The sequence below is a fragment of the Streptomyces sp. FXJ1.172 genome (assembly GCF_001636945.3).
Lineage (GTDB): Bacteria > Actinomycetota > Actinomycetes > Streptomycetales > Streptomycetaceae > Streptomyces.
On record NZ_CP119133.2, the window covers coordinates 4,670,405 to 4,697,073 of the forward strand.

Genomic DNA, 26,669 nt, shown 5'->3' on the forward strand with positions numbered 1-26,669 from the left:
CCGTTGTCACCAGGCCAGTTGGGCGATCTCCTCCGCCACCACCGCGCACGCGTCCGCCGCCGGGTCGATCAGCGGGAAGTGACCCACGTCCTCCAGCAGGGTCAGACCCGCCACCTCCCCCGCCTTCGCCGCCGCGTCCGCGTACGACTCGGCCACCGCCTGCGGCACCACCAGGTCCGCACGGCCCTGGACCAGCGTGGTCGCGATGCCCGTCGGAAGGAGGAGGGCGGGGTCGGCGTACGGGCGGCGCGCGGCGAACGTGTCGTGTCCGCCGAGGAGTTGCAGGCTCGCGTTGCCGCAGACGTCCAGTTTCTCCGCCACGTCGAAGTCCGCGATCGGAGCGAGGGCGACGACCCCGCGGAGGCCGGCCGGGCCCGTCGTACGCCAGGGGGCGTCCGGCGGCAGGACGTGCCGGGCCGCCGCCCACAGGGCCAGATGGCCGCCCGCCGAGTGGCCCGTCAGCACCGTACGGCGGGGGTCCGCCTGGGGAAGTGCCGCACGGACGAGGTCCGGCAGGGCGTCCAGGGCGGCCGCCACGTCGTCGAACGTGTCGGGCCAGCGGCCGGCCGGAGGGGTCGCGTCACCCGCGTTCTGCTCCGGGATCAGGGAGGACTCGCCGCCGCGCCGGTACTCGACGTTGGCCACCGCGAAACCCCTGCGGGCCAGGTAGCCGGCGAAGGGCGTGATGTGCCGGCGGTCGTAACGGGCGCGCCAGGCGCCGCCGTGCAGGACCACCACCAAAGGAGCGGGGGAGTCGCGGTCGGACCGCGGTGCGTAGAAGTCGATCACCTGGTCAACGTGGTCGCCGTACGCGGAGGTGGCATCGGGGTCGACCGGGGGGTGCGAGAAGGCCGACTCCTCTTCGGCGGCGGCGCGGGCAGCTGCGGCGTCGTCCGGCATGCTCCAACCTCTCAGCGATGGAACGTGTTTGACGTGTGGCGGACCAGATGGGGAACTTTGCGTTCACCGTTGGCGGGGACGGTATCAGGCCAGTGACGTGCGCGGACATGCGGAGGTGACGGAGGGTGAGGGTAAACGGTTCTGTGCCGGAGGCGGGGGCGGGCCGGGGTGCCCGTGACGGGACGGGTACCCCGGCCCCTGCCGCTGCCTACGCCAGTTCCTCCGCCAGGATCCGGGCCGCACGCTCCGTGTCGGCGAAGCCGACGTACAGCGGGGTGAAGCCGAAGCGGAGGACGTCGGGGTGCCGGAAATCGCCTACGACACCCCGGGTGATCAGGCGCCTCATCACCTCGCCGGCGTCCGGGCAGCGCAGGGCGACCTGGCTGCCGCGTTCCTCGTGCCGCTCGGGAGTCACGGACTCGACGCGGCCCGGCTCGGTGTACTCCCGCACGCAGCGCAGGAAGAAGTCCGTCAGGGCGAGGGACTTCGCGCGGACCGCGGCGACCGAGACGCCGTCCCAGACCTCCAGGGCCGCCTCCAGCGCCAGCATGGAGAGGATGTCCGGCGTACCGACGCGGCCGCGCAGCGCGCCCGGCGCCGGAGCGTAGGACGGGCTCATGCCGAAGGGGTCGGTGTGGGAGTTCCAGCCGGGCAGCGGGGAGTCGAAGAGGGGCTGCAGCTCCTCGCGCACGTACAGGTACGCCGGTGAACCCGGGCCGCCGTTCAGGTACTTGTACGTACAGCCGACCGCCAGGTCGACCCCGTGCTCGTCCAGGCCCACCGGCAGCGCGCCCGCGCTGTGGCACAGGTCCCAGACCGCGAGAGCGCCCGCCGCGTGGATCGCCGCGGTCAGCCCCGGCAGGTCGTGCAGGCGGCCCGTGCGGTAGTCGACGTGGTTCAGGAGCACCGCCGCCGTCCGGTCGCTCAGCGCCCCCGGTACCTGTGCCGGTGTCACCGCGCGCAGGGTGCGGCCGGTCAGGCGGGCCGCCGAGGAGGCGATGTAGCCGTCCGTGGGGAAGGTGGTGGCGTCGACCAGGATCTCGGTCCGGTCCTCGCCCGCCATCCGTACGGCGGCGACAAGTGCCTTGAACACGTTGATACTTGTGGAGTCACCGACGACGATCTGGCCGGCCGCCGCGCCCACCAGCGGAGCGATCCGGTCGCCGATCCGCTCGGGCGCGGTCCACCAGCCGCTCTCGTCCCAGGAGCGGATGCGCAGCTCGCCCCACTGGCGGCGGACCACGTCCGCGACTCGGTCGGGCACGTGGGCGGGCAGGGCGCCGAGCGAGTTGCCGTCCAGGTAGACGCCCGCGGTGCCGGGCGCGTGATCAGGCACGGCGTCGAGGACGAAGCGCGTGCGCAGGGCGGCCAGCTCGTCCTCCGCGTCCAGCTTCGCCGCCTGCAGAGCCAGCTCAGACATGGGACCTCGCCGTCCACAGCTCCGGGAACACGTTCTTGCGGGCGCGCTTCTCCAGCCAGGCCACGCCGGCCGAGCCGCCCGTGCCGGGCTTGGCGCCCATCGCGCGACGGGTGGCGACCAGGTGGTCGTTACGCCAGCGCCAGACCAGTTCGGCCACGTCGGTCAACGCCTCGCCCAGGCGGGCGAGTTCGGAGTCCTGGTCGCCGGAGTAGATCGCCGCCCAGGCTTGTTCGACCTGGTCGCAGGGCTCGTGGCGCTGGGAGACGTCGCGGTGCAGGACCGAGGCGGGGACGGTGTGGCCGCGGCGGGCCAGCAGCCGCAGCACCTCGTCGTACAGGCTGGGCTCGTGCAGCGCCTTCTCCAGTTCCGCGTGGGCGCGGGGGGTGCCGCGGTGCGGTACGAGCATGGACGCGGACTTCTCGCCGAGCAGGAACTCCAGGCGGCGGTACATCGCCGACTGGAAGCCGGAGCCCTCGCCGAGGGCGGAGCGGTAGGCGTTGAACTGCGCGGGGGTCAGCTGGCCGAGCGGCTTCCAGGAGGCGTTCAGGGCCTCCAGTTCGCGGGTGGAGCGCTTCAGCGCGGCGATCGCGGTCGGCACGTCGTCCGAGCGCAGGGCGTTCGCCGCGGTCTCCCACTCGTGCACGAGGACCGTGAACCACAGCTCCATGACCTGGGTCGTGACCAGGAAGACCATCTCTCCGGGATCGTCGGAGAGGGTGTGCTGGAGGTGGGTGAGCACGTCGGCCCTGACGTAGTCCTCGTACGGCGTGGTGCCGGCGAAGTCGAGATGCGGGGTCTCGGGCTCCTGAGTCTCGATCGACAGATGAGCCTGTTGGGACATCGCTGTCTCCTGTTGTACTCCGGGTAGCGGTCCGCCCCTGCCGATTCCGGCACGGGGGCCCCGGTCCCCACCGGCATCCTCTGTAATCGACTCCCGTACGGCAAGGCCCGTCCGCTGCCGAACGGGCCACACCGATGCCCCCTGAGGGGGCCGCTTTCCGCTGAGACCGCTATGCGGACGACGCCATGGCGTTGACGGCGTCACGGGTCAGGACCCGGCCGCCGATGCCCCAGCCGCCGTCGGTGACCTCATCGATGATCACCAGGGTGCTGGAGCGGGCGTGCTCGCCGTAGATCTCGGCGTACAAGTCGGTGGTACGGGTGATGATCTTCTCCTTCTGCTCCTCGCTGAGGGTTCCTGCGGGGACCTTGAAGTTCGCGAACGGCATGATGTGGTCCTTCTGTTGTGTCCGGCGCCGGTACGGCACGGCGCGTCGCGGCAACTCTCGTGCCCTGCACGGCCGTTGGCCACGGCTGCGGTTACCCGGGGGTTGCCGGCCCCTGGCTGCGCGCGGCCGGGTCGGGGAGCATGGGGGTGTGGATCTCCCAGAACTCGCCGCGTTCCTCAAGTCCCGCCGTGACCGCATCCGCCCGGCCGACGTGGGCCTGCCCATGGGACCGAGGCGGCGGGTGCCGGGCCTGCGGCGCGACGAGGTGGCCCACCTGGCAGGGGCATCGGTGGACTACTACACCGAACTGGAACGAGGCCGGGGCGCGCAGCCCTCGCCCCAGATGCTCACCGCGCTCGCCCGGGCGCTGCGGCTGACCGGCGACGAGCGCGACCACCTCTTCCATCTGGCGGGCCGCCCGGCCCCGCCCGCGCACGGGCCGCTCGGCCACGTCCAGCCGGCCCTGCAGGGGCTGCTGGACCGCCTCACCACCACACCCGCGCGGGTGATCAGCGACCTGCACGAGACGCTCGTGCAGAACCGGCTCGCCCTTGCCCTGCTCGGACCGGCCCCGGCCGAGCGCGGACCGGCCGCGAGCTTCGCCTACCGCTGGTTCACCGATCCCGAGGCCCGCCGGATCCATCCCGCCGAGGACGCCGAACACCACTCCCGTGTCTTCGCCGCCGACCTGCGCGCCGTGGCCGCCCGCCGTGCGGGTGATGCCGACGTCACCAGCCTGGTGACCACACTGCGTCGCCGCAGTGCGGAGTTCGACGAGCTGTGGCAGCGGCGGGACGTGGCGCTGCGCCGCGACGAGCGCAAGCGCATCGTCCATCCCAGCCTGGGCGTCATCGAACTCGACTGCCACAACCTGTTCAGCGAGGACGGCCGGCAGCGCCTGCTGTGGTTCGCGGCCCCGCCCGGCAGCCCCGGCGCCGAGCAGCTCGAACTGCTCTCGGTCATCGGATCCCAGGACCTCGTCGGCTGAACCTGCGGAGGTTCTCCGCCTCGTCCCGGGCCGGCGTCCGGCGGTCCTCGTCGGCTCCCCGGAGCCCAGGCCGTAGGTGGCAGACTGCATCCATGACGACTCACAAGAACCTGCTCGGCGGCCCGGAGCCGACGTACCTCCCGGAGAACGAAGAGGCGTACCGCCTCCTGGGCGAAGAGTCCCGGCCTCCGGCCGAGGTCGCGGCGAAGCACCCCACGTTCTCGCTCGCATGGGCCTTGCTCGCCGACGACGCCTTCGAGGCGGGGCGAGTGGTCGAGTCGTACGCGTACGCGCGCACCGGCTATCACCGCGGTCTGGACGCGCTGCGCCGGGCCGGGTGGAAGGGGCACGGCCCCATCCCCTGGGACCACCGGGCCAATCGCGGGTTCTTGCGCTGCCTCGCCGCCCTCGCTCGTGCCGCCGGCGAGATCGACGAGAAGGACGAGACGGAGCGTTGCTGGCAGTTCCTCAAGGACAGCAGCGCCGAGGCGTACGCCGAGCTGAAGCGCTAGTGCTGCGACCGGAAAGGTTCACCGGCTCGCGACGCCCGGCACGGCACCTCGCCGCGTTGTCGCATCACCCGAGTACATCCAGTACACGGGCGATGCTCCGCCTTGCGATGCACCGCACCGGACGCCGCGAGCTTTCCGGCAAACCTTTCCGGCCACAGCACTAGTCACCACGGGGGCGGACGGCGGGAGTTCGGGCGACGACGGGAATGTGACGACAGGGCCTAGCCGCCCCGCCGCCCGCCCTCCAGTGGGGGCGTCGTCACGTTCCCGTGCCTCCGGCATTCCGGGCGCCGGCAGTCCGGGGCCGGCCGGCGGATCAGGGCGAAGGCCAGCGCCGAGGCCAGCACCAGCGTGCCCGCGCAGATCGGCATCGCCCGCCGGAACGCCGCGTCGAACGCGGACGGCACCCGGTACGCCTGCGGCCCCATCCCCGCGAGCAGCGGCAGTGCCGCCACCGCGACCAGGCCCGCCGCCCTGGCCGCGGCGTTGTTGATGCCGCTGGCCAGGCCCGCGCGGGCGGTGTCCACCGAGGCGAGGACCGTCGCCGTCAGGGGCGCCACCAGGGTGACCATGCCGACGCCCATCACCAGCACAGCGGGCAGGACGTCCGTGAGGTAGACCGCGTGCGGGCCCACCCGCAGCATCAGCAGCAGCGCCGCCGCGCACAGCAGCGGGCCCACCGTCAGGGGCAGGCGCGGGCCCGTGCGATCGGCGAGGGCGCCGGAGCGGGCCGAGAACAGCAGCATCAGGGCCGTCGTCGGCAGCAGTGCCGTACCGGCCTGCAGCGGTGAGTAGCCCGCCACCACCTGCAGTTGCAGCGCCACCAGGAAGAAGAAGCCCCCGAAGGCCGCGTACACGCACAGGGTGACCAGGTTGACCGCCGTGAACTGGCGCGAGGCGAAGATGCCGGGCGGGAGCATCGGGTCCGGGTGGTGCCGTTCGACGTACACGAAGGCCACCGCCGCGGCCAGCCCGGCCGCCGCGCTCAGCCCGACCACCACCGAGCCCGCCCTGGCCTCGATCAGCGCGTACGTCAGCAGGGCGAGAGCCAGGGCGCCCAGTGCCGCGCCCAGGGCGTCGAAGCGGCCGTGCCTGCCGCCGTCCCTCGACTCCGGGACGTGCCGCAGGGCGACCGGTACGCACAGCAGCGCCAGCGGGACGTTCAGCAGGAACACCCAGCGCCAGCCGGGGCCGCCCACCAGCCAGCCGCCGAGGAACGGGCCGACGGCCGCGCCGATCCCGCCGAAGCCGGACCACAGGCCGACCGCCTGGCTCCGGTCGTCGGGATGGAAGGAGGCCTGGATCAGCGCCAGGGAGCCGGGCGTCAGGAGGGCACCTCCGATGCCCTGCAGCGCCCGCGCGGCGATCAGCATGGCCGGGTTCGGGGCCAGGCCGCACAGCAAGGACGCCGCCGCGAACCAGACGACACCCAGCACGAAGATCTTCCGGCGGCCGTAGCGGTCGCCGAGCGAGCCGCCCAGCAGGATCAGGCCGGCCAGCGTGACCAGATACGCGTTGACCGTCCACTGCAGCGCGGACAGGCTCGCGCCCAGGTCACGGCCGATGCGTGGCAGCGCCACATTGACGACGGTCGAGTCCAGCAGGGCCATGCTGGAGCCGAGGACCGTGGTGAGCAGGATCCACTTGCCCTGGGGCGAGGCCAGCCGGACATCGGGCATGCCCCCAGGTATACAGCGGGCCCGGCGCTGTAGACAGCCGCCGGGCCCGCCGAAGAGGAAGCCGCCGGAAGCGGCCGTACCGCTTACTTGATCTTGTTGCCCGCGGAGCGCAGGTTCTTCGTCGCCTCGAGGACGCGCGCGGCCATGGACGCCTCGGCCAGCTTGCCCCAGGTGCGCGGGTCGTAGGCCTTCTTGTTGCCGACCTCGCCGTCGACCTTCAGGACGCCGTCGTAGTTCTCGAACATGTGGGCGGCGACCGGGCGGGTGAAGGCGTACTGGGTGTCCGTGTCCAGGTTCATCTTCACGACGCCGTTGTCCAGCGCGGTCAGGATCTCCTGCTCCGTGGAGCCGGAGCCGCCGTGGAAGACGAAGTCGAACGGGGACTGCTTGCCGAACTTGGCGGCGACGCCGTCGTTCAGCTCCTTCAGCAGCTCGGGGCGGAGCACGACGTTGCCCGGCTTGTACACGCCGTGCACGTTGCCGAAGGAGGCGGCCAGCAGGTAGCGGCCCTTCTCGCCGAGACCGAGGGCCTCCGCCGTCCGGATGGCGTCCTCGACCGTCGTGTACAGGGAGTCGTTGATCTCGTGCGAGACGCCGTCTTCCTCGCCACCGGTCGGGGTGATCTCCACCTCGAGGATGATCTTGGCGGCGCTGGTGCGCTCCAGCAGCTCCTGGGCGATGGCCAGGTTGTCGGCGAGGGTCTCGGCGGAGCCGTCCCACATGTGGGACTGGAACAGCGGGTTCTTGCCGGCCTTCACGCGCTCCTCGGAGACCGCGATCAGCGGACGTACGTACCCGTCGAGCTTGTCCTTCGGGCAGTGGTCCGTGTGCAGGGCGATGTTGACCGGGTACTTCTCGGCGATGATGTGCGCGTACTCCGCGAGGGCGACCGCGCCCGTCACCATGTCCTTGCTGTACTGGCCGCCGAGGAACTCGGCACCACCGGTCGAGATCTGGACGATGCCGTCGCTCTCCGCCTCCGCGAAGCCGCGCAGTGCCGCGTTCAGGGTCTGGCTCGAGGTGACGTTGATGGCCGGGTAGGCGAACTTGCCTGCCTTCGCCCGGTCGAGCATCTCGTTGTAGACCTCGGGGGTTGCGATGGGCATCTGTCCGCTCCTTGTGTTGCGGGTGAGAGGTTCTGCGTTACGGCCCTGACCTAGACCTGGGGGGTGACGTCATCGTCGCGCCCATCTTTCCAGACGTGGCGGCCCGGTCGGCGCACCGCCCAAGTCCAGGTCAAACCGCGCGGTCAGTCCAGACCCAGTTCATCCTTCGAGAAGGCGAAGACGTACGGCACCCCGGCCTGCTCGGCGATCGCCTCGGCCGCGCCCGTGGCCCGGTCCACGATCGTGGCGACGGCGACGACCTCGGCGCCGGCCTCGCGCAGCGCCTCCACGGCCGTCAGCACGGAGCCGCCGGTGGTGGAGGTGTCCTCGACGGCGAGGACGCGGCGGCCCTTGACCTCGGCGCCCTCGATACGGCGCTGCAGGCCGTGCGCCTTGCCCTGCTTGCGGACGACGAACGCGTCGAGGACCTTCCCGCGCGCGGCCGAGGCGTGCAGCATCGCGGTGGCCACCGGGTCGGCGCCCAGGGTGAGCCCGCCGACGGCCTCGAAGTCCAGCTCGGCGGTCAGGTCGAGCATGACCTGACCGACCAGCGGCGCGGCCTCGCCGTCCAGGGTGATCCGGCGGAGGTCGATGTAGTAGTCGGCTTCCTTGCCCGACGACAGGGTCACCTTGCCGTGCACCACGGCCTTGTCCTTGATCTGCTGCAGCAGCGCGCCGCGTACGTCCGTCATGCCGACCAGCTTAGAGGCGCCGCCAGCTCCAGGTCGTCGTCGCCTCCAGCGGTTCCAGCGGGGTGACCAGGCGCGGAGCGGTGTTCAGGCCGTTGGGCGGGCCGGTCTGCGGCTCCACGCACACGGCCTCGGCCTGCTCGTCGTAGACGACCACCCACTCCTCGCGGCTGGTCACCCTCAGCTCCAGCTGCTCCGGCCAGGTGAGGGTGACGTCGACTCCGCCGGGCATGCCGAAGCAGTCGTCCCAGGGGCCGGGCCTCGGGTCGATCCGCTTGCCGGTCGGCAGATGGTCGTCCCCGCGCTCCTCCTGCCAGGCGGGCTCGAAGCCGAGCGTCACGTCCGCGCCGCCGAGGTTGCGGTTGAACCAGGGGTGCCAGCCGATCTGCGCGGGGAAGGAGTCGTCCTTCGCCTCGACGGACATCGTCAGCGTCAGGCTGTCCTCGGCGAGCGTGATCACATGGGTGACACGGCCGGGGTGCGGCCAGGGGTCGACCAGGTCGTACGTGATCACGGCCTCGTTCTCCGTGCGGCGGGCGACGCGCCAGGCGCCGTCGCGGGCGGTGCCGTGGATGGCGTGCGGCGGGGAGTTGAGCGGCATCTGACGGACGATGCCGCCGTCCAGGAAACGGCCCTCCTTGGTCCGGCCGCACCAGGGGACCATCGGGAAGCAGCCGAAGCGGTCCCCTTGGCGCAGCAGTTCAAGGGAGCCCACCTCGAGGCCACTGATACGGCCACCGTCGGCAGGGCTGACGTGTACCTCGGCGTTGCCCGCTGTCAGCGTGATGTCTTCGTTACTCACGGGATGACAGTACTGGGCGCCGCCCCGGGCTCTGCCGGGTTCACCGGCGTTTGCGCAGTGCCCTCGTCACGACGATCGCCGACGCCAGTGCCAGCGCGGCCGCCGGGGCCGCCCAGCGCAGGGCCGGGTTTCCCGCGACGGTCTGGGGGGCCGGGACCGGGGCGTAGCGGCCTCGCGGCGGGGCGTGGTCGACCTCCTCGGCGCTGCGGCCGATCATCGTGCGGCGGGCGTGCGCGGCCTCGGCGGGGGGTTCGCCGGTGTCGGCGAAGTCCTCGGCGAGGCGCTCGGCGGCGGCCTCGTCCTCCGACTTGGCCTCCGGCTCCAGCGAGGGCGGGGGCACCTCGGTGTCGAAGACCGAGGTGTGCCCCCCGGCCTCGGCCCCGGCTTCCGCCTCGGCCCCCTGTTCCCGCTCCTGCTTCTGTTCCTGTTCCCGCTCCGGCTCCTCCGCCAGGTTCTCCACGAAACGGTTCAGCAGGCGGGTCGCCGCCGAACTCACCGTGTCCGCCGGGAGTTCCGCGATCCGGCCGTCCGCGTCCGCCGAGCCCTCGGCCGTCACCGTCGTACCCCCTTCGGTGTCCGTCAGGCGCAGGGTGAGGGCGAGTTTCACGCTGCCGGTGCCGCGGGCCTCGGTCGCGTCCCCCTCCACGGCGTACCCACCGTCCTCGCGGGGCGTGATCCGTACCGTTCCCCGGTAGGTGACGGAGTGGCCGCCGACGCGCAGCTTCAGCCGTCCGGCGACGGGTTCGGCACCCGCGTCCTGCTGGAGGCCGGGGACCGCCCGGGCGACACGCGCGGGGTCGGCCAGCGCGGCCCGGAGCTTGTCGGCGGGGACCGGAACGAAGACCTGGTGCTCCATGTCGGCTGAGCCTACCCATCGGTGGCCGGAACGTACCCTCCCCCACCGGACCGGTCAGTACCGCGGATGCACCAGCGTCGACGCGGGCAGCCCGGTGATCCGGGTCCGCTCCGCCGCTTCCGCGTCCGCCGTCAGCCCGGCCTGGGTCAGCGTGCGCAGGTGGCCGGGGTCCAGCCGCAGGGGCGGCGGGGCGGGGGCCGGGGCGGCCAGCAGGAAGCCCCAGTCGGGCGGGGCGCGGGAGGCGTCGGCCGAGCGGTCGGGGCCGGCCGCGAAGCCGGAGTCGCGGCCGAGGACCCGGTAGGCGGAGGTGGAGAAGCCCGCCGCGCGGAGGGTCGCGGCGACCGTCCAGAAGACGCGGGGGCGGGTGGTGACCGGTCCGGCGTGGACGACGAGCCGGCCGCCGGGGGCCAGCACGCGGCGGGCCAGGCCGTAGAACTCCTGGGAGTACAGCTTGGTGCTGGCGGTGATGCCGGGGTCGGGCAGGTCGGCGATCACGACGTCGTACGCCGCCCGCGGCGCGCCGCGCAGCCGGCCGAAGGCGTCGGCGGTGCGGACGTGGACGCGGGGGTCGTCGTAGGCGTGGCCGTTGGCGGCGGCGAGGCCGGGGTCGCGGCGGGCCAGCCGGACCAGGCCGGGGTCGAGTTCGACGAGGTCGACCCGGCGCACCCCGCGTTCGTCCAGCACCTCGCGGGCGGCCATGCCGTCGCCGCCGCCGAGGATGAGCACGCGCGCGTGGGGGCCGCCGGACAGGGCCGGGTGGACGAGCGCCTCGTGGTAGCGGCGTTCGTCCCGGCCGCCGACGCGGAGCCGGCCGTCGAGGAAGAGGTCGAGGGGCTTGCCGTCGGTGCCGCCGGTCAGGACGACCTCCTGCACGCCGGTCTGCACGGCGACCCGGACGTCCTTGCCGTAGACGGCGTGCCGGGCGGCCCGTTCGAAGTCTCCGGCGAGGGCGGCGGCGGAGGCGAGGACGGCGAGCACGACGAGGCCGACGAGGAGCAGGGTCCGGCGGGCACGGCGGGTCAGGTCGCGGCGGAAGAGGCCGAGGACCAGGGCGCCGCCCGCGACGACGTTGACCGTGCCGGTGAGCAGCGCGCCCGTCAACTGGCCCAGGAACGGCAGGAGAAGGAAGGGGAAGGCGAGGCCGCCGACCAGCGCGCCCACGTAGTCGGCGGCGAACAGGTCGGCCACCGCGCCGCCCGCGTCCTGGGTCCGGATGCGCTGGATCAGCTCCATCAGCAGCGGGACCTCGGCGCCGATGAGCAGGCCGATGGCGAGCGAGAAGGCGACCAGCAGACAGCGCGGGCCCTCGGCCCAGAGACCGCCCCAGCCGCCGGTCCAGGCGAAGACGGCGTACAGCGCCATCGCGCTGCATCCGCCGATGAGCGCGAGGGCGGTCTCGATCGCGCCGAAACCGGCGGCCGCGTGCCAGCGCAGCCGCTTGGCGCCGAGCGAGCCGATGCCCATCGCGAACACCATGACGGACAGCACGACCGAGGCCTGGGTGACCGAGTCGCCCATCAAGTACGAGGCGAACGCGACGAGTTCGAGTTCGTACACGAGTCCGCAGGCCGCGCAGACGAAGACGCACACGAGGACCAGGAACCGCCCGGTGCCGGGCCGGACGGGCAGCCGGGCGGGGCCTGTCCAGTGGGGCGGGGCGCCCGGAGGCGCGGGGGCGTGCGGTTCGATCACCCGTCGACGTTACGTCACGCGCTCGGCACGCTTCGTCACCCACACGTGTGGATCTGAGGCCAGTTGACCCCCAGTTGACCCCGCACGGGTTTATGCCTCGGACGTCGGCACCCGGGCGCCCACGCGGGTGCGGGTGGCGACCAGTTGCCCGTCCTGCGGATAGGCGTGCCAGGTACGCCAGTGGACTTGGCCCTCATGGCGCTGGGCCAGCATCGCGGTGAAGGCGTGCGGGCTGCCCGGGAAGACACCCGCGAGCCCGTGCGGATGGTCGGAGACCAGGTCCAGCAACTCCTGGGCGCGGCCCGCGAAGGAGCCGGGCGTGAGGAGTTCGACGCGGGCGGCGAACTCGTACTCCCAGTCGCCGACGCGCTTGGCGACGCCGAGCGGCAGCGGGGTACTGGAGCCGGGGATGCACGCCACCGTCTCCGAGCAGGTGCCGCGCTCCTCCTCCAGCAGCACCTGGTGGGACGCGCCGAGCAGTCTCAACTGCAGCTTCGTGCCGGTGAGTTCGAGGTCGAGGGCGGCCAGTGCGGGCAGCGGCTCGCGTCCCAGGGCCCAGGCGAGGTCGGCGGCGCGCGTATCGGTGTAGGAGGTGTTCAGGGTCGTGAGCATGGATCGGCTCCGCTAACACACGAAGAGGGGGAGATCGGCCATGTCAGCCCAGCCGGCCCGGCCGGAGGAGGGGGTCTGCGGGACGTCCGAGAGCTGCGTTGGCGATTTAGAGGGAATCATGAACAGAGGGGCCGCCACAGCGTTTTTACCCAACTTCGTGGGCTTTCCATCCCTCAGAGGGCTCCACAGTTCAACTGTTCAACCATGGCGTGCGCCTGGCGCGCGGATGAGACGGCGAGCGCCCGCCGGTCGCCTTCGCCGGCGGGCACCCGTGTCGCGGCCCGGATGCGGTCTCCCCGCACCCCTGGAAGCTCAGCTGCCCCGTGTCAGCTGCCTCCCCCGCATCCGCCCCCGCCGCAGGAGGAGTGCCCTCCGCAGGAGTGGCCGCCACCGCACGAGTGGTGTCCGCCGCCGTGGTGACCGCCGCCGCCGTGGTGACCGCCGCCGTGGTGGTGACCGCCGGACGAGCCCGGGTCGCCGCTGCCCGCCCACCAGCTGCTCGCGCCGTCGGTGTACGCGCCGCCCCTCGAGGAGGACGACGAGGACCGGGAGGACGACGAGCGGTGCGGCCGGGACCGGCCGCCCTTGCCGGTCGACACCCGTGCCCGCCGGCTCCTGGCCTGGCTCCTCAGCACCGCGACGGTCACGAACAGAGCCACCGCCAGCACGACGAGGATGACGTTGTCCATCGACGTCACCTGCTTTCCGTTCCCCCGAAACGGCCCCCCGTGGACCGTGGTGAACGGGGGATGCCCGGCCGCCTCAGGGCTCAAAGCAGAGTTGAGGAACTCCAGAGCTTGGGCGCAGGATGACCGGCATGACCTCCAGCGCACGCCCCCGCCTCAACCGCCGGCTCGCCGAGTTCGGGACGACGATCTTCGCCGAGATGTCCGCCCTGGCGACCGCGACCGGGTCGATCAACCTGGGGCAGGGCTTTCCCGACACCGACGGCCCGGAGGCGGTCCGGGAGGCCGCCGTACGGGCGCTGCGCGAGGGCCGCGGCAACCAGTACCCGCCGGGTCCGGGCATCCCCGAGCTGCGCACCGCGATCGCCGCGCACCAGCTGCGCCGCTACGGCCTGGACCACGACCCCGACACCGGGGTGCTGGTGACCGCGGGCGCGACGGAGGCGATCGCGGCGAGCCTGCTGGCGCTGCTGGAGCCGGGCGACGAGGTCGTGGCCCTGGAGCCGTACTACGACTCGTACGCGGCGTGCATCGCGATGGCGGGCGGCCGGCGCGTGCCGGTCACCCTGCGCCCCGCCGACGGCGGCTTCCGCCTCGACCTGGACGAACTGCGCGCGGCGGTCACCGACCGGACCCGGCTGCTGCTGATCAACACCCCGCACAACCCGACGGGTACGGTCCTCACGCGCGCGGAGCTGGCCGCGATCGCCGAGCTGGCGGTGGAGCGGGACCTGCTGGTGGTGACGGACGAGGTCTACGAGCACCTGGTGTTCGGCGACGCCGAGCACCTGCCGCTCGCGACGTTCCCGGGCATGCGCGAGCGCACGGTCACGATCGGCTCGGCCGGCAAGACGTTCTCGTTCACCGGCTGGAAGGTCGGCTGGGTGACGGGCACGCCGGAACTGGTCACCGCGGTCCGCTCGGTCAAGCAGTTCCTGACGTACGTCTCCTCCGGCCCCTTCCAGTACGCGGTCGCCGAGGCCCTCGCCCTGCCCGATGCCTACTTCGAGGACTTCCGCCGCTCCATGCTGGCCCGCCGCGACATCCTCGCCGAGGGCCTGACGGCGGCCGGCTTCCAGGTCTTCGAACCGGCCGGCACCTACTTCATCACCACCGACATCCGCCCCCTGGGCGAGAAGGACGGCTTCGCCTTCTGCCGTGCCCTGCCCGAGCGGGCCGGCGTGGTGGCCATCCCGAACGCCGTCTTCTACGACGACCGGGAGGCGGGGGCGCCGTTCGTGCGGTTCGCCTTCTGCAAGAGGGAGGAAGTGCTGCGGGAGGCCACGCAGCGGCTCCGGGCGCTGTAGGCGCCCCCAAGGGGCGCACGGAACTGCGCGGGCGCCCCCGGCGGGACCCGCAGACGGGCGATGGCGGACGGCACAACGGCGCGTCACCGCCCGGCCGAACCATCCCGTCACGCAAGGTGCTCAGATGTGACTCACGCCAGCACCGCCAGCACCGCTCTCGCCGCCCAGCCCGTAGCCGCGCGAAAGCCGGTCCAGCGCGCCGGCGGGGTCGCCGTGGGTCTGTTCCTCGGTGCCCGGCTCGCCGGCGCGGCCGTGATCGTCCTCGTCGCCCAGCTCACCGGACAGCGGCCGCTCGCGCTGCTCGGCCGGTCCTGGGACTCGGTCTGGTACCTGGGCATCGCCGCGCACGGCTACGGCCACGACCTGCCCTCCCACGAGCCGGGCGTCCACAGCGACCGCGCGTTCTTCCCGCTGTACCCGGCGCTGGTGCGGGCGCTGACGGCGCTGCTCCCGCTCGGCGGTGGCGCCGCCGGGCTGCTGGTCTCGTGGACCGCGGCCACGGCGGCGGCCGGCGGGGTCTACGCGGTCGGCTCCCGGCTGCACGGACGGGCCACCGGGATCGCGCTGGTGCTGCTGTGGGGACTGCTGCCGCACTCGGTGGTGCTGTCGATGGCGTACACCGAGCCGCTGCTGACCGCGCTCGCGGCCTGGTCGCTGTACGCGGTGCTGGCCGGGAACTGGCTGTGGGCGGGCGCTCTGGCGGCGCTCGCGGGGCTCGCCCGGCCGAACGGGTTCGCGGTCGCCGCCGCCGTGCTGGCGGCGGCCGGCTGCGAGGCGTGGCGGCGGCGCGGAAAAGTTTCCCACAGGCTGTGGACGGGGGCGGCGCTCGCCCCGCTGGGCTGGACGGCGTACGTGCTGTGGGTCGGCCGGTGCGAGGGCGATCTGCTGGGCGGCTATTTCGAGGTGCAGCGGCAGTGGGGGTCGAGGTTCGACTTCGGGCGGGGCTCGCTGCACTTCGTGCACCTGATGCTGGCGCACGGCAGCCGGTTCGTGTTCCCCGTGGCGCTGCTGATCGTGGCGGCGGGCACGGTGCTGTACCTGCTGCTCGTGCTGGACCGCGCCCCGCTGCCGCTGCTCGTGCACAGCGGCGTGCTGCTGCTGATCGCGCTCGGCGGGTCGGGCTTCTTCGAGTCCAAGCCGCGGTTCCTGCTGCCGGCGTTCCCGCTGCTGCTGCCGCTCGCGCACATGCTGGTGCGAACGGCGAGAACCCGGCCCTGGCACGCGACCGTGCTGGTCGCGACCCTGGCCGGGTTCAGCTATCTCTACGGCGCGTATCTGCTGCTGTACGCGGACGCACCGCTCTAAGGCGCCCTCGGAACCGGACGTGCCTCCGGGGGCGCCCACAGGGGTCCGGGGGACTACTCCCCGTCGCCCTCGGGCTCGTCGCCCTGGTCGCCCTGGTCGACCTCCTGCTCCAGGCCGAGCTGCTCGACCAGCCACTTGTCGAACTCGATCGCGGCCCGCACCCAGCTGACCGTCGAGGAGACGAAGTGGTTGATGTCGACGCCCGTGCCGATCAGCATCTGGGCCTCGCCGATGAGGCGGACGGTGCCGTCGTCGTGGGTGTGGGTGTAGACCTTCGGCCACAGCGTGCGGCGGTTCCAGTCGTCGATCGACTCGAGCAGCTGCGCCTTCTCGTCGATCTTGTGGGGGCGGTCGTAGAAGGTCCGCACCGAGAAGACCGCCTGTTCGGCCTCCCCGCGGAACATGAAGTAGGTGCGGAACTGCTCCCACGGAGCCGCGAGGTCGCCCTCCTCGTCCACGACGTACTTCAGCTCCATCTGGTCGAGGAGCTGCTTCACGAGGTCCTGATCCGGGAGGACGGGGCCGGCCGGTCCCTGGGGCTCAGGTTCGGGCTGGCCCCCGAAGTTCGGAATCGAGGACGGGTCGATGCTCACCGTGTTTTTCCCTTCATGCGGATTCCGCCATCCTCCCCCATGCGGGGAGGGGGGAGGCAAGCCCCGACGCCGCCTGTCTGCCGAGGGCTGACAAGATCCGGCTCCGCGCGCTCACCGTGCGGGGGTCACAGCGTCTTCCCGGTCGCCGGGCCCACCAGCAGGCCCGCACCGAAGCGGTCCACGCGGACCGTGTCGCCGTCCTTGATCTCGCCGGAGAGGATCTCCCGGGCGAGCCGGTCGCCGATGGCGCTCTGGACCAGGCGGCGCAGCGGACGGGCGCCGTAGGCCGGGTCCAGGCCCTCCTCGGCGAGCCAGGCCAGCGCCTCGGGCGTGATCTCCAGGGTGAGCCGGCGCTCGGCGAGCCGCCTGCCGAGCCGCTCGATCTGGATCTGCGCGATCCGCTCCAGCTCGGGCTTGGTCAGCGCCGAGAAGACCACCAGGTCGTCCAGCCGGTTGAGGAACTCGGGCTTGAAGGAGGCCCGGACGACCTCCAGGACCTGCTCCTTCTTCTCCGCCTCGCCGGCGATCGGGTCGACCAGGAACTGGCTGCCCAGGTTGGAGGTGAGCACCAGGATGGTGTTGCGGAAGTCGACCGTACGGCCCTGACCGTCCGTCAGGCGGCCGTCGTCCAGGACCTGGAGCAGGATGTCGAAGACCTCGGGGTGGGCCTTCTCCACCTCGTCCAGCAGGACGACGCTGTACGGGCGCCTGCGCACGGCCTCGGTCAGCTGGCCGCCCTCCTCGTAGCCGACGTAGCCGGGGGGCGCGCCGACCAGGCGGGCCACGCTGTGCTTCTCGCCGTACTCCGACATGTCGATGCGGACCATGGCCCGCTCGTCGTCGAAGAGGAAGTCGGCGAGCGCCTTGGCCAGTTCGGTCTTGCCGACACCGGTCGGACCGAGGAAGAGGAAGGAGCCGGTGGGGCGGTCGGGGTCGGCGATCCCGGCGCGCGAGCGTCGCACGGCGTCCGAGACGGCCCGTACGGCCTCGCTCTGGCCGATGAGGCGCTTGCCCAGCTCGTCCTCCATGCGCAGCAGCTTCTGCGTCTCGCCCTCCATCAGGCGCCCGGCGGGGATGCCGGTCCAGGCAGCGACGACGTCGGCGATGTCGTCGGAGCCGACCTCCTCCTTGACCATCGTGTCCCTGGCGGCCTCCTCCTCGGCCTCGGAGGCGGCCTCCAGCTCCTTCTCGAGCTGCGGGATCTCGCCGTAGAGCAGCTTGGCGGCGCGGTCGAAGTCGCCGTCACGCTGGGCGCGTTCGGCCTGCCCGCGCAGATCGTCCAGGCGCTCCTTCAGCTCACCGACCCGGTTGAGGGACTGCTTCTCCTTCTCCCAGCGGGCGGTCAGGCCCCGCAGTTCCTCCTCCTTGTCGGCGAGGTCGCGACGCAGCTTCTCCAGGCGGGCCACGGAGGCCGGGTCGGTCTCCTTGCTGATCGCCAGCTCCTCCATCTTCAACCGGTCGACCGCGCGCTGGAGTTCGTCGATCTCGACGGGGGACGAGTCGATCTCCATGCGGAGCCGGGAGGCCGCCTCGTCGACCAGGTCGATGGCCTTGTCGGGAAGGAAGCGGGAGGTGATGTAGCGGTCGGAGAGGGTGGCGGCGGCCACCAGCGCGCTGTCGGCGATCTGCACCTTGTGGTGGGCCTCGTAGCGGCCCTTGAGTCCGCGCAGGATCGCGACGGTGTCCTCGACGGTCGGCTCGGCGACCAGCACCTGCTGGAAGCGCCGCTCCAGGGCGGGGTCCTTCTCGATCCGCTCCCGGTACTCGTCGAGGGTGGTGGCGCCCACCATGCGCAGCTCACCGCGGGCGAGCATGGGCTTGAGCATGTTGCCCGCGTCCATGGCCGAATCGCCGCCGGCGCCCGCGCCCACGACGGTGTGCAGCTCGTCGATGAAGGTGATGATCTGCCCGTCGGAGTCCTTGATCTCGCCGAGCACGGCCTTCAGCCGCTCCTCGAACTCGCCGCGGTACTTGGCGCCCGCCACCATCGCGCCCAGGTCGAGGGAGACGAGCCGCTTGTCCTTGAGGGACTCGGGCACATCGCCCTTGACGATCCGCTGCGCGAGCCCTTCCACCACGGCGGTCTTGCCGACGCCGGGCTCGCCGATGAGGACGGGGTTGTTCTTCGTACGACGGCTCAGCACCTGCACGACCCGCCGGATCTCCTGGTCCCGGCCGATGACCGGATCCAGCCGGCCCTCGCGGGCGGCGGCGGTGAAGTCGGTGCCGAACTTCTCCAGGGCCTTGTACTGGCCCTCGGGGTCGGCGGTGGTCACGCGGCGTCCTCCCCTGGCCTTCTTGAAGGCCTCCAGCAGCTTCTTGGCGTCGGCGCCCTGCGCCTGGAGCACCTCGGCGACCCGGCCGCCCTTGGCGGCGATGCCGATCAGCAGGTGCTCCGTGGACAGATACTCGTCGCCCAGCTCCTTCGCCCGCTCGCCGGCGTCGGCGAGCACGGCCAGCAGATCACGGCCCGGCTGCGGCGGCGCGACGGTGGATCCGGTCACGCTGGGCAGCGCGGCCAGGATCTTCTCCGTCTGCGAGCGTACGACGGCCTGGTCGGCGTCGACGGCCGCGAGCAGGTCGGTGATGTTCTCGTTGTCCTGCCCCTGGAGCAGAGCCAGCAGCAGATGGGCGGGGACGAGGTCCGCGTGCCCCTCCGTCACGGCCCGGTTGCCGGCCGCGTTGATCGCGTCCCGGCTCCTGTTGGTCAGCTCGGCGTCCACGTGTCCGTTCTCCTCCTCGGCGACTTCTCTCCACTGCTGACGCAACCAGCGTACACAAAGTTGAGTCTATTCCGCTCAAGGTGGGCGGAGAGCCCCGGGAGGGCTAGGTTGCGGGCATGGCGATGACGCACCCGGTGGATCCGGCGGCCCCGGACGAGCACTACCTCGCGTTCTGGCGCGAACGGCATCTGTGCACGCTGACCACGCTCCGGCCCGACGGCAGCCCCCATGTGGTACCGGTCGGGGTGACCTACGACGTGCCGGCCGGGCTGGCCCGGGTGATCACCAACGTCACCAGCGCGAAGGTACGGCATGTGCGCGCGGCCGGAACCAGGGGCGCGCGCGTGGCGGTGTGCCAGGTGGACGGCCGGCGCTGGGCCACCCTGGAAGGGCGCGCACGGGTGCGGACGGAACCGGAACGGGTCGCGGAGGCGGTCCGGCGCTACGCCGAGCGCTACGAGCGGATGCCGGGACCGAATCCCGCGCGCGTGGTGATCGAGATCGAGGTCGAGCGGGCGCTGGGCCATGGCTGACACCGCGGGTGACGCCCTGGGCGGCCCGGACGAATATTTTCAGCCACCCTCGAAGTGCACCCATACCGCGAAATGTCCCCACAAACTACAGCGGCGTCACCGTGTTCAGGTCACGGTGACGCCGCTGCGGGGGGAAGCACCTGAGCGATCTTTTACGACGGGGGAATCGCGTCAGGCACTGCGGGGGGTGGCCGAGATGGTTCGCAGGTCGGAATCCGTCGGCTCGGCAAGCCGGTGATCCCGCTGGTCCAGGTTCACAAAGATCATTCCGTACCGGATGGCGCAGCGCACCGGCTGGGGCGCGCCACGCGGCTTGCGCAGGCACCGGTACGCCCGCACGTCCCCGTCCTCGTCCCGTGTCACGACGACCGGTTCACCGAAGACGGTCACCATCAGCGAATCACCGCTGTGGGGGATGGCGGTGACCAGGTCGATGAAGTGCCAGCCGGAGCGGTAGGCGGTGGCCATCTCGCGCCGGAAGGAACGGTCGTCGGGTGGAGTAGTCATCAGTCAGCCCCAGGTGGTGTCGTCGGCACCAGCGGCATGGGCCGACCCGGCGCCGTCGGCACTCACGGCAACAGACCGAGGAGCCACTCCCCAGGTCGTGTCCTGCGCCTGCGCGTCGCTCCTCGCACCGAAGAGGCCACTCAGCGCGCCGATGGCCACAACGGTGGAGAAGGCGACGGCAAGCATCGACCGAAGCATTCTGTTGCACATAGTCGGCTTCGTCCTCACTTGAAGGTCCCCTCTTCCCCCGTCGAACAAGACGATGTCTTATTTGGCCACGTCATGGCCACACAATCGGTGCATCATGTTCCTGCATGTTCAGGACCCTGGGGGGTGGAGATTTGACATCGAATCGGACCAAAGTGTCACATCCCCATACGATGTCCGAGCTGTGCGAGGAGGGTGGCCGTCTCTACGCGAAGGCACTGCGGACCGGACGCATAGCCCGCACGGATGTGGAACCCGCTCCCTGCCTCATGGAGTTCGCCCTCCTGCACCCGGACCCCGACGACGCGAACTGGCTGCGTCCCACCCCTCCCTCGGTGGCCCTGGCCCAGCGACTCAACCCGCTCGAACGCGAGATCTCCGAACGCAGACGGCAGTCCATCGAACTGGCCGAAGCCTTCGAACCGTTCATGACGCTCAGCGCCCAGAGCACGACGCCCACGCACGCCATCTCGGTACTGGAAGGCCTGGACCGCATCAACGCGGCACTCGACGTGGCGACGGCCGAGTGCCGCTCCGAGGTGCTCACGGTGCAGCCGACCAGCCGCCGCCTCGAACACACCCTGCTGCAGGGCCTGGAACGCGACCGTCCGCTCCTCGAACGCGGCGTGCGGATCAGGACCCTCTACCAGCACACGGCCCGCTACAGCCCCGAGACGCTCGGATACGTGTCCCAGTTCTCCGAGGGCAAGGTGGAGTACCGCACCATCGACGAGCTGGTGGAGCGGCTCATCATCTGCGACGAGACCGTGGCCTTCATCCCCATCCGCGACGACCGTCAGGTCGCCCTGGAACTGCGGCACCCGGGCCTGGTGCAGTACCTGACCAAAGTGTTCGAGTTCATGTGGGCGCGCGCGGTGCCGATGAGCACCGGCGCCCCCTACGAGACGGCCCCCGACGGCATCACGGACATCCAGCACTCCATCGCCAAGCTCCTGGTGGAGGGCCACGTCGACGAGGCCATAGCCCGCCGCCTGGGCATGAACGTGCGCACCTGCCGGGCCCACATCGCCAAGCTCGCCCAGGCCCTCGGCAGCGGCAGCCGCGCCCAGCTCGGCTACCTCATCGCCCAGTCCGGCATGCTCGACCGGGGCCGGTGAAGGGCCCGGCGCCCCACCCGGGGCACGGGGCCGAGGAGTTGTGTCCCACCGGCCGGGAGCTGTACGAACGCGCCCTGCGGGAGGGCCGGATCAGCGCCGCGGACGCCGCCGACGTCCCCTGCCTGGTCGACTTCGGCCTGCTGAAACCCTCGCTCTCGAACCCCGCGCTCCTGGAGCCCGTACCGCCCGCCGTGGTCCTGCCCCGCCTGCTGCGCTCGGCCGAGGAGCGGATCGCCGGCGAGCGGCGCCGGGTCGAACTGCTCGCCGAGGCGTTCGAGCCGCTGATGCGGATCGACGGCCGGCGCACCGAGAGCACCGCGGACGTCCCGGCGCTCCAACTGCTCAGCGGCACCGACCGGATCAACCGGGCCATCACCGAGGCGGTGGACGGGGCGAGCCATGAAGTGCTCTGCGTCCAGCCGCACACCTCCCGGGTCCGCGAGCACGGCGAGGAGGCCCACCGGATCGCACGCCGGCGCGACCAGGCGCTGCTGGACCGGGGCGGCCGGATCCGCACCCTCTACCAGCACACCCGGCGCAACGCCCCCGACATCCTCGCCTACCAGGAGCTGCTGAACGGCGACACACAGGTCCGCACGCTCCACGAGGTCACCGACCGGCTGATCGTGGTCGACGGGAGCGTCGCCTTCCTCCCGGCCAACGACGACGGCACGCTCGCCCTGGAAGCCCGCCACCCCGCCCTGCTCCAGTACTTCACGACGACCTTCGACCGCCTCTGGCGCCTGGCCACCCCCCTGTATCCCCAGGCGGTACAGCCGCCCGCGGTGAACGGCTTCCCGTCCCGGCAGCGCGCCATAGCCGCGCTCCTCGTCGAAGGGCACACCGACGCCGCCATAGCCGACCGGCTCGGGATGAACATCCGTACCGCGCGCCTGCACATCGCGAAGCTCGCCGCCACCCTCGGCAGTGACAGCCGGGCGCAGCTCGGCTATCTCATCGCACGCTCGGGGATTCTTGATCAGCAGGCGTGACCGGGGCCGCCGTCAGAAAGGACCGGTTGCCGTCCAGGCCCACCTGGGCGATCCGGACGCCCAGTTGGGTACGGCTGGCCGCGCCGAGCGTCTCCGACAGGCGGGCGATGTGGGCGCGGCAGGTGCGCACGCTGATGCCGAGCCGCTCGGCGATCACCGCGTCCTGGTGGCCCTCGGCCAGCAGCGCGGCGATGGACTGCTCACGGTGCGAGATGCCCTCGATGCCGGTGTCGGGCAGCGGCGCGGTGAGCGGGATCGCAAGGCGCCAGAGGCGCTCGAAGACCGTCACGAGGTAGGCCACGAGGGCCGGGTGGCGCAGTTCCAGCGCCATCGTGCAGTCGGAGTTGGCGGGGATGAACGCCACCGTGCGGTCGAAGAGGATCAGCCGGTCGATGACCTCGTCCAGGCTGCGGGCCTCGACCGTGCCGCCCATCAGCTCCAGGTAGTTGAGCAGGCCCTGGCCATGGCGGGCGACATGGGTGTACAGGTCGCGCATGCGCACCCCCCGGCCGCGCAGGGCCAGCGCCCGGTGCAGGCCCTCGGTCAGCTCGGCCTCCCGGCGGATGCCTCCGGGCTGCACGGTGAGCACCTCGCTGGTGCACGCCTCGGTCGCCTCGTCCATGGCCGCCTGGATCCGGGACAGCCCGTCCAGCACCCGGATGGCGCTGCCTTCGGCCGGTGCCGTGAGCGCGTGCAGGTGCCGGCCGAGTCCGGCGTACCACTCGAAGGCGGCCACCGCCGAGCCCATCCGCCGCTGGCTCGCGCTGACCTCGTCGTAGACCCCGCGCAGCAGCCGTGTCATGACCTCCTGCGGGGAGGTGGGCACCAGCCAGTCCATGTCGTCCGGGTCCGGGTGCAGCAGGGCCAGCTCCAGCAGGCAGGGCACCGCCTCGATGTCGGTGCGTGGCACCCGCCCGCGGCGTACGGCCCGGGAGTACAGCCGGTCGCCGGCCGCGCACAGTCGGTCGGCCCCGTGTGGATGCTCCTCCGTCCCGCGCCCGGCCATCGCCCATTCCACCCCCGGTGTGCTGCCACTTCCGCAGCGCAACTATGCGCGGCGCCGACCGGGTCCGCAACACGGCTCTCCCCGAAGGAGCGGCCACGGAGGCCTGTTGTGCCCGGGTATGACCCAGGCTCCGCCTCTCCCCTTTGCAGGAAGCTGCGGTCTACTTCAAGCCAATCGCCGCGCACGCGATCTTGTACTTGGCGGTGCAGATGTCACCCACCGTGTAGATGCCGTCGGCGATGACCGTGGCCTTGATGTTGCCCTTGGTCAGCGCGGTCGGCTGGATCAGCTTGGCCGGGATGCTCTTGGTGGTGGGGCTGTCGACCTTGTCCTGGGTGAGGGCGTCGAACTGGATGTCCTTGCCCTGGATCCTGGCGACGGCCATCTGGGCCGCGGCCTGGGCCTCGTCCGGGTAGGCCTTGTAGACGCTCATGTACTGCTCGCCGGCCACGACCCGCTGGACACCCTCCAGCGAGGCGTCCTGGCCGGTGATCGGGGGCAGCGTGGTGACGCCTGCCGCCTTCAGGGCCTTGATGACGCCCCCGGCCATGTCGTCGTTGGCGGAGTAGACGCCCGCGATGTTGTTCTTGCCGATCTGGGCGATCGCCTTGGCCATGTTGGCCTCGGCGTTCTCCGGCTTCCAGTCGGTGGTGTCGTACGACGCGGCGATCGTCACCTTGCCGTTCAGCTCGGAGAGCGCGCCCTCCTTGAACTGCTTGGCGTTCGGGTCGGTGGGCGAGCCGTTCATCATGACGATCTTGTTCGAGGTGTCGGCGTTCGAGCCGAGGGCCTCCAGCAGGGTGCGGCCCTGCACCTCGCCGACCAGCTCGTTGTCGAAGGAGACATAGGCATCGATCGGGCCCTCGGCGAGCCGGTCGTAGGCGATGACCGGAATGCCCGCGTCCTTGGCCTTCTTCACCGCGTCGGCGATCGCGTGCGAGTCGACCGCGTCGAGCAGGATGACGTCGACCTTGTCGTCGATCATCTTCTGCAGCTGCTCGGCCTGTCTGGAGGCGTCCGCGTCGGCGTTGGCGTACTCGACCTTGCCGTGCTTCTTGGTGAGGTCGGCGACCTGGGACTTGATGATGGGGTAGTCGAACCTGTCGTAGCGGGTGTTCGTCTTCTCCGGCAGCAGCAGGCCCACGGTGACGTCGTCGCCCTTGCTCGGGCTCGCGCTCGCGCCGTCCCCCGTCGCGTTCAGCACGCCGCAGCCGGCGAGCGAGAGGGTCATCGTGGACGCGGCCACGGATATGGCGATACGGCGCATGCGAGAGCTCACTTCAAGTGCGTTCCGGACGTGGGGGCTGCTATACGACCCAGGTGTCTGAAAAGACAACGCTCAGGCCACACCCGGCGTCAAGCGGAACTACTTAACGAGTGCGCAACAGCACGCTCCGCTGTACCTGTGAAGAAGGAACGGAATCACCTTCAAACGCTCTTTACGGACCCTCCATTCAAGGGGAGTTCACGGAACGGCATGAGCCGGCAAAGAAAAGGGGCCCGGAAACCGGGCCCCTTTTGCGGTACTTGAGTACGGCTGCGCGTCAGTCGCGCTGCTGCCTCTTCGGCCGCCACACCACCAGCGCGCTGGTCTGCTGGACCTCCTGGTACGGGACCAGGTCGCGGCGGTAGGAGGCGTGGACGGCGGCCTCGCGCTGCTGCATCGCGGCCGCCGCGCCGTCCAGGGCCGCCTCCAGCTCCGCGACGCGGGACTGGAGCGCGGCGACCTGGTTCTCCAGTTCGATGATGCGCTTGATGCCCGCCAGGTTGATGCCCTCGTCCTGCGACAACTGCTGGACGGTGCGCAGCAGTTCGATGTCGCGGGCCGAGTAGCGGCGGCCCCGCCCGGCGGTCCGGTCCGGGGAGACCAGACCCAGGCGGTCGTACTGGCGCAGCGTCTGCGGGTGGAGTCCGGAGAGCTGGGCCGCCACCGAGATGACGTAGACCGGGGTCTCCTCGGTCAGTTCATACGGGTTACGTCGACGGCCGTCCATCTCTCTCAGTCTCCCTTCGCCGCCTCGAACAGCTCCGCCCGCGGGTCCTCGTCCGCGGTCGCCTCGCGATACGCCTCCAATGCGTCACGAGCCTTCCCCGACAGGTCCTTGGGAACACGCACCTCGACGGTGACCAGCAGATCGCCGCGGGTGCCGTCCTTGCGGACCGCGCCCTTGCCCCGGGCGCGCATGGTGCGCCCGTTGGGCGTGCCGGGCGGCAGCTTCAGGGTGACGGGCGGGCCGCCGAGTGTCGGCACCCGCACCTCGCCGCCGAGGGCGGCCTCGGGATACGTGACCGGCACGGTGACCGTGAGGTTGTCGCCCTTGCGCCCGAACACCGGGTGCTCGCCGACGTGCACGACCACGTACAGGTCGCCCGCCGGTCCGCCCCGCTCGCCGGGCGCGCCCTTGCCGCGCAGCCGGATCCGCTGCCCGTCGGTCACCCCGGCCGGGATGCGGACCTGCATCGTCCGCGAGGACTTCGCACGGCCGCTGCCCTTGCACTCCATGCAGGGGTGCTCGGCGATCAGGCCGCGGCCCTTGCAGTCGGGGCAGGGGTCGGTCAGCGAGAAACCGCCGCCCGAGCCCCGCGCCACCTGGCCGGTGCCGACGCAGGTCGGGCACACGCGCGGTGTGCCGTTCTTGTCGCCGGTGCCCGAGCAGGCCTTACAGGGCGCCTGGGAGGACATCCGCAGCGGCACCGTGGCGCCCTCGATGGCCTCCGTGAAGCTCAGCGTGACCTCGGACTCGATGTCCTGGCCGCGCCGGGGCTGGGTCCGCGTGCCCGTGGCACCGCCACGGTTGAACAGGCCCCCGAAGACGTCACCTATCCCGCCGCCGAAGCCCCCTCCGGCCTGGGTGTTCCCGCCGCCTCCGAAGAGGTCGCCCAGGTCGAAGTTGAAGGAGCCGCCGGCGCCCGGCCCGGGGCGGAAGCCGCCGTTGCCGAACAGGGCACGCGCTTCGTCGTACTCCTTGCGCTTCTTGGGGTCGCCGAGGACGTCGTTCGCCTCGGAGATCTCCTTGAAGCGCTCCTCGGCCTTGGTGTTGCCCTTGTTGGCGTCCGGGTGGAACTCGCGGGCGAGCTTCCGGTACGCCTTCTTGATCTCGGCCTCGGTGGCGTCCTTGGGGACGCCGAGGACCTTGTAGTAGTCCTTCTCGATGAAGTCCTTGGTGCTCATCCCCGACGTCCCTCCTTCCTGGCTCCGGTGATCAG

At 71.6% G+C, this 26,669-nt stretch carries 27 protein-coding genes; 7 read left to right on the plus strand and 20 right to left on the minus strand.

What is annotated here, in order from left to right; translation table 11 throughout:
• Positions 1-6: 6 nt before the first annotated feature.
• The 4 genes from A6P39_RS20780 to A6P39_RS20795 form a co-directional block, all read right to left on the minus strand.
• Positions 7-900 carry an alpha/beta hydrolase gene (locus A6P39_RS20780; protein ID WP_067042060.1) on the minus strand — a complete coding sequence of 298 codons (894 nt, stop codon included), beginning with the start codon at positions 898-900 and terminating at the stop codon, positions 7-9.
• Between the two features lie 208 nt (positions 901-1,108).
• Positions 1,109-2,320 (minus strand): kynureninase, encoded by a 1,212-nt coding sequence (gene kynU / locus A6P39_RS20785; RefSeq protein WP_067042062.1) that lies wholly within the window; start codon positions 2,318-2,320, stop codon positions 1,109-1,111.
• Positions 2,313-3,161 (minus strand): tryptophan 2,3-dioxygenase family protein, encoded by an 849-nt coding sequence (locus A6P39_RS20790; RefSeq protein ID WP_067042065.1) that lies wholly within the window; start codon positions 3,159-3,161, stop codon positions 2,313-2,315. The genes kynU and A6P39_RS20790 overlap by 8 nt, the downstream gene beginning before the upstream one ends.
• A 169-nt stretch (positions 3,162-3,330) precedes the next feature.
• Positions 3,331-3,549 (minus strand): 4-oxalocrotonate tautomerase family protein, encoded by a 219-nt coding sequence (locus A6P39_RS20795; protein WP_067042067.1) that lies wholly within the window; start codon positions 3,547-3,549, stop codon positions 3,331-3,333.
• A 148-nt stretch (positions 3,550-3,697) separates the two neighbouring features.
• On the opposite strand from A6P39_RS20795, the gene A6P39_RS20800 reads away from it, so the two are divergent.
• Both A6P39_RS20800 and A6P39_RS20805 read left to right on the plus strand, forming a co-directional pair.
• Complete coding sequence (locus tag A6P39_RS20800; protein WP_067042070.1) at positions 3,698-4,537, plus strand: helix-turn-helix transcriptional regulator; 840 nt, start codon at positions 3,698-3,700, stop codon at positions 4,535-4,537.
• 92 nt (positions 4,538-4,629) lie between these two features.
• Complete coding sequence (locus tag A6P39_RS20805) at positions 4,630-5,049, plus strand: DUF3151 domain-containing protein (RefSeq protein WP_067042073.1); 420 nt, start codon at positions 4,630-4,632, stop codon at positions 5,047-5,049.
• A gap of 221 nt (positions 5,050-5,270) precedes the next feature.
• Here A6P39_RS20805 and A6P39_RS20810 read toward each other — a convergent pair whose 3' ends face one another.
• The 8 genes from A6P39_RS20810 to A6P39_RS20845 all read right to left on the minus strand — a co-directional run bounded on the left by A6P39_RS20810 (position 5,271) and on the right by A6P39_RS20845 (position 13,174).
• A complete protein-coding gene (locus A6P39_RS20810) occupies positions 5,271-6,728 on the minus strand; it encodes an MFS transporter (RefSeq protein WP_067042075.1) in 1,458 nt (485 codons plus the stop codon).
• A gap of 83 nt (positions 6,729-6,811) precedes the next feature.
• Positions 6,812-7,834: a class II fructose-bisphosphate aldolase gene (fbaA, locus tag A6P39_RS20815; protein WP_067042077.1), complete on the minus strand. Its 1,023-nt coding sequence runs from the start codon at positions 7,832-7,834 to the stop codon at positions 6,812-6,814.
• Between the two features lie 143 nt (positions 7,835-7,977).
• A complete protein-coding gene (gene pyrE, locus A6P39_RS20820; protein WP_067042079.1) occupies positions 7,978-8,526 on the minus strand; it encodes an orotate phosphoribosyltransferase in 549 nt (182 codons plus the stop codon).
• Positions 8,527-8,536: 10 nt separating this feature from the next.
• Complete coding sequence (locus tag A6P39_RS20825) at positions 8,537-9,325, minus strand: aldose epimerase family protein (RefSeq protein WP_067042082.1); 789 nt, start codon at positions 9,323-9,325, stop codon at positions 8,537-8,539.
• Between the two features lie 40 nt (positions 9,326-9,365).
• A complete protein-coding gene (locus A6P39_RS20830) occupies positions 9,366-10,181 on the minus strand; it encodes an SRPBCC domain-containing protein (protein ID WP_067042085.1) in 816 nt (271 codons plus the stop codon).
• Positions 10,182-10,235: 54 nt separating this feature from the next.
• Positions 10,236-11,873 (minus strand): polyamine aminopropyltransferase, encoded by a 1,638-nt coding sequence (locus A6P39_RS20835; RefSeq protein ID WP_067042088.1) that lies wholly within the window; start codon positions 11,871-11,873, stop codon positions 10,236-10,238.
• Positions 11,874-11,963: 90 nt separating this feature from the next.
• Positions 11,964-12,485 carry a DUF2617 family protein gene (locus A6P39_RS20840; RefSeq protein WP_067042091.1) on the minus strand — a complete coding sequence of 174 codons (522 nt, stop codon included), beginning with the start codon at positions 12,483-12,485 and terminating at the stop codon, positions 11,964-11,966.
• Positions 12,486-12,811: 326 nt separating this feature from the next.
• Entirely contained in the window at positions 12,812-13,174 is a 363-nt protein-coding gene (locus A6P39_RS20845; protein ID WP_067042094.1) for a hypothetical protein, read from the minus strand.
• A 119-nt stretch (positions 13,175-13,293) separates the two neighbouring features.
• Between A6P39_RS20845 and A6P39_RS20850 the strand changes: the two genes are divergently transcribed.
• Both A6P39_RS20850 and A6P39_RS20855 read left to right on the plus strand, forming a co-directional pair.
• Positions 13,294-14,478: a pyridoxal phosphate-dependent aminotransferase gene (locus A6P39_RS20850; RefSeq protein ID WP_067042097.1), complete on the plus strand. Its 1,185-nt coding sequence runs from the start codon at positions 13,294-13,296 to the stop codon at positions 14,476-14,478.
• Positions 14,479-14,604: 126 nt separating this feature from the next.
• Positions 14,605-15,783: a hypothetical protein gene (locus A6P39_RS20855; RefSeq protein ID WP_067042100.1), complete on the plus strand. Its 1,179-nt coding sequence runs from the start codon at positions 14,605-14,607 to the stop codon at positions 15,781-15,783.
• Positions 15,784-15,836: 53 nt separating this feature from the next.
• Here A6P39_RS20855 and A6P39_RS20860 read toward each other — a convergent pair whose 3' ends face one another.
• Positions 15,837-16,376 carry a YbjN domain-containing protein gene (locus A6P39_RS20860; RefSeq protein WP_067042103.1) on the minus strand — a complete coding sequence of 180 codons (540 nt, stop codon included), beginning with the start codon at positions 16,374-16,376 and terminating at the stop codon, positions 15,837-15,839.
• A 125-nt stretch (positions 16,377-16,501) separates the two neighbouring features.
• Positions 16,502-19,099 carry an ATP-dependent chaperone ClpB gene (gene clpB / locus A6P39_RS20865; protein WP_067042105.1) on the minus strand — a complete coding sequence of 866 codons (2,598 nt, stop codon included), beginning with the start codon at positions 19,097-19,099 and terminating at the stop codon, positions 16,502-16,504.
• Between the two features lie 116 nt (positions 19,100-19,215).
• On the opposite strand from clpB, the gene A6P39_RS20870 reads away from it, so the two are divergent.
• Positions 19,216-19,632: a pyridoxamine 5'-phosphate oxidase family protein gene (locus A6P39_RS20870; RefSeq protein ID WP_067042107.1), complete on the plus strand. Its 417-nt coding sequence runs from the start codon at positions 19,216-19,218 to the stop codon at positions 19,630-19,632.
• A 171-nt stretch (positions 19,633-19,803) separates the two neighbouring features.
• Here A6P39_RS20870 and A6P39_RS20875 read toward each other — a convergent pair whose 3' ends face one another.
• Positions 19,804-20,139 carry a hypothetical protein gene (locus A6P39_RS20875; RefSeq protein WP_067042109.1) on the minus strand — a complete coding sequence of 112 codons (336 nt, stop codon included), beginning with the start codon at positions 20,137-20,139 and terminating at the stop codon, positions 19,804-19,806.
• A 3-nt stretch (positions 20,140-20,142) separates the two neighbouring features.
• Positions 20,143-20,325 carry a hypothetical protein gene (locus A6P39_RS20880; protein ID WP_275883884.1) on the minus strand — a complete coding sequence of 61 codons (183 nt, stop codon included), beginning with the start codon at positions 20,323-20,325 and terminating at the stop codon, positions 20,143-20,145.
• A 194-nt stretch (positions 20,326-20,519) separates the two neighbouring features.
• Here A6P39_RS20880 and A6P39_RS20885 point away from each other — a divergent pair, with 194 nt between their 5' ends.
• Both A6P39_RS20885 and A6P39_RS20890 read left to right on the plus strand, forming a co-directional pair.
• Positions 20,520-21,464 carry a helix-turn-helix transcriptional regulator gene (locus A6P39_RS20885; RefSeq protein ID WP_234378792.1) on the plus strand — a complete coding sequence of 315 codons (945 nt, stop codon included), beginning with the start codon at positions 20,520-20,522 and terminating at the stop codon, positions 21,462-21,464.
• Positions 21,461-22,456 (plus strand): helix-turn-helix transcriptional regulator, encoded by a 996-nt coding sequence (locus tag A6P39_RS20890; RefSeq protein ID WP_067042117.1) that lies wholly within the window; start codon positions 21,461-21,463, stop codon positions 22,454-22,456. Before A6P39_RS20885 ends, A6P39_RS20890 begins: the two co-directional genes overlap by 4 nt.
• On the opposite strand, the gene A6P39_RS20895 is transcribed toward A6P39_RS20890, so the two are convergent.
• The 4 genes from A6P39_RS20895 to dnaJ all read right to left on the minus strand — a co-directional run bounded on the left by A6P39_RS20895 (position 22,419) and on the right by dnaJ (position 26,634).
• On the minus strand, positions 22,419-23,462 hold the full coding sequence (locus A6P39_RS20895; protein ID WP_067042123.1) for a helix-turn-helix transcriptional regulator: 1,044 nt from the start codon (positions 23,460-23,462) through the stop codon (positions 22,419-22,421). The genes A6P39_RS20890 and A6P39_RS20895 overlap by 38 nt on opposite strands.
• 160 nt (positions 23,463-23,622) lie before the next feature.
• Positions 23,623-24,729: a sugar ABC transporter substrate-binding protein gene (locus A6P39_RS20900; protein WP_067042125.1), complete on the minus strand. Its 1,107-nt coding sequence runs from the start codon at positions 24,727-24,729 to the stop codon at positions 23,623-23,625.
• Between the two features lie 277 nt (positions 24,730-25,006).
• Positions 25,007-25,456 (minus strand): heat shock protein transcriptional repressor HspR, encoded by a 450-nt coding sequence (locus tag A6P39_RS20905; RefSeq protein WP_067042128.1) that lies wholly within the window; start codon positions 25,454-25,456, stop codon positions 25,007-25,009.
• Between the two features lie 5 nt (positions 25,457-25,461).
• Positions 25,462-26,634, minus strand: coding sequence for a molecular chaperone DnaJ (gene dnaJ / locus A6P39_RS20910; RefSeq protein ID WP_067042131.1), 1,173 nt, complete (start codon positions 26,632-26,634; stop codon positions 25,462-25,464).
• Positions 26,635-26,669 lie beyond the last annotated feature (35 nt).

Excerpts from the sequence above, each read along its gene's own strand:
- A6P39_RS20795 (WP_067042067.1), bottom strand. The coding sequence starts at position 3,549 with ATGCCGTTCGCGAACTTCAAGGTCCCCGCAGGAACCCTCAGCGAGGAG.
- A6P39_RS20870 (WP_067042107.1), top strand. The coding sequence starts at position 19,216 with ATGGCGATGACGCACCCGGTGGATCCGGCGGCCCCGGACGAGCACTAC.
- A6P39_RS20900 (WP_067042125.1), bottom strand. The coding sequence starts at position 24,729 with ATGCGCCGTATCGCCATATCCGTGGCCGCGTCCACGATGACCCTCTCG.
- A6P39_RS20810 (WP_067042075.1), bottom strand. The coding sequence starts at position 6,728 with ATGCCCGATGTCCGGCTGGCCTCGCCCCAGGGCAAGTGGATCCTGCTC.
- A6P39_RS20805 (WP_067042073.1), top strand. The coding sequence starts at position 4,630 with ATGACGACTCACAAGAACCTGCTCGGCGGCCCGGAGCCGACGTACCTC.
- pyrE (WP_067042079.1), bottom strand. The coding sequence starts at position 8,526 with ATGACGGACGTACGCGGCGCGCTGCTGCAGCAGATCAAGGACAAGGCC.
- A6P39_RS20885 (WP_234378792.1), top strand. The coding sequence starts at position 20,520 with ATGTCCGAGCTGTGCGAGGAGGGTGGCCGTCTCTACGCGAAGGCACTG.
- A6P39_RS20905 (WP_067042128.1), bottom strand. The coding sequence starts at position 25,456 with ATGGACGGCCGTCGACGTAACCCGTATGAACTGACCGAGGAGACCCCG.
- A6P39_RS20875 (WP_067042109.1), bottom strand. The coding sequence starts at position 20,139 with ATGACTACTCCACCCGACGACCGTTCCTTCCGGCGCGAGATGGCCACC.
- A6P39_RS20850 (WP_067042097.1), top strand. The coding sequence starts at position 13,294 with ATGACCGGCATGACCTCCAGCGCACGCCCCCGCCTCAACCGCCGGCTC.
- A6P39_RS20845 (WP_067042094.1), bottom strand. The coding sequence starts at position 13,174 with ATGGACAACGTCATCCTCGTCGTGCTGGCGGTGGCTCTGTTCGTGACC.
- A6P39_RS20840 (WP_067042091.1), bottom strand. The coding sequence starts at position 12,485 with ATGCTCACGACCCTGAACACCTCCTACACCGATACGCGCGCCGCCGAC.
- kynU (WP_067042062.1), bottom strand. The coding sequence starts at position 2,320 with ATGTCTGAGCTGGCTCTGCAGGCGGCGAAGCTGGACGCGGAGGACGAG.
- dnaJ (WP_067042131.1), bottom strand. The coding sequence starts at position 26,634 with ATGAGCACCAAGGACTTCATCGAGAAGGACTACTACAAGGTCCTCGGC.
- A6P39_RS20830 (WP_067042085.1), bottom strand. The coding sequence starts at position 10,181 with ATGGAGCACCAGGTCTTCGTTCCGGTCCCCGCCGACAAGCTCCGGGCC.
- A6P39_RS20790 (WP_067042065.1), bottom strand. The coding sequence starts at position 3,161 with ATGTCCCAACAGGCTCATCTGTCGATCGAGACTCAGGAGCCCGAGACC.
- A6P39_RS20880 (WP_275883884.1), bottom strand. The coding sequence starts at position 20,325 with ATGCTTGCCGTCGCCTTCTCCACCGTTGTGGCCATCGGCGCGCTGAGT.
- A6P39_RS20780 (WP_067042060.1), bottom strand. The coding sequence starts at position 900 with ATGCCGGACGACGCCGCAGCTGCCCGCGCCGCCGCCGAAGAGGAGTCG.
- fbaA (WP_067042077.1), bottom strand. The coding sequence starts at position 7,834 with ATGCCCATCGCAACCCCCGAGGTCTACAACGAGATGCTCGACCGGGCG.
- A6P39_RS20895 (WP_067042123.1), bottom strand. The coding sequence starts at position 23,462 with ATGGCCGGGCGCGGGACGGAGGAGCATCCACACGGGGCCGACCGACTG.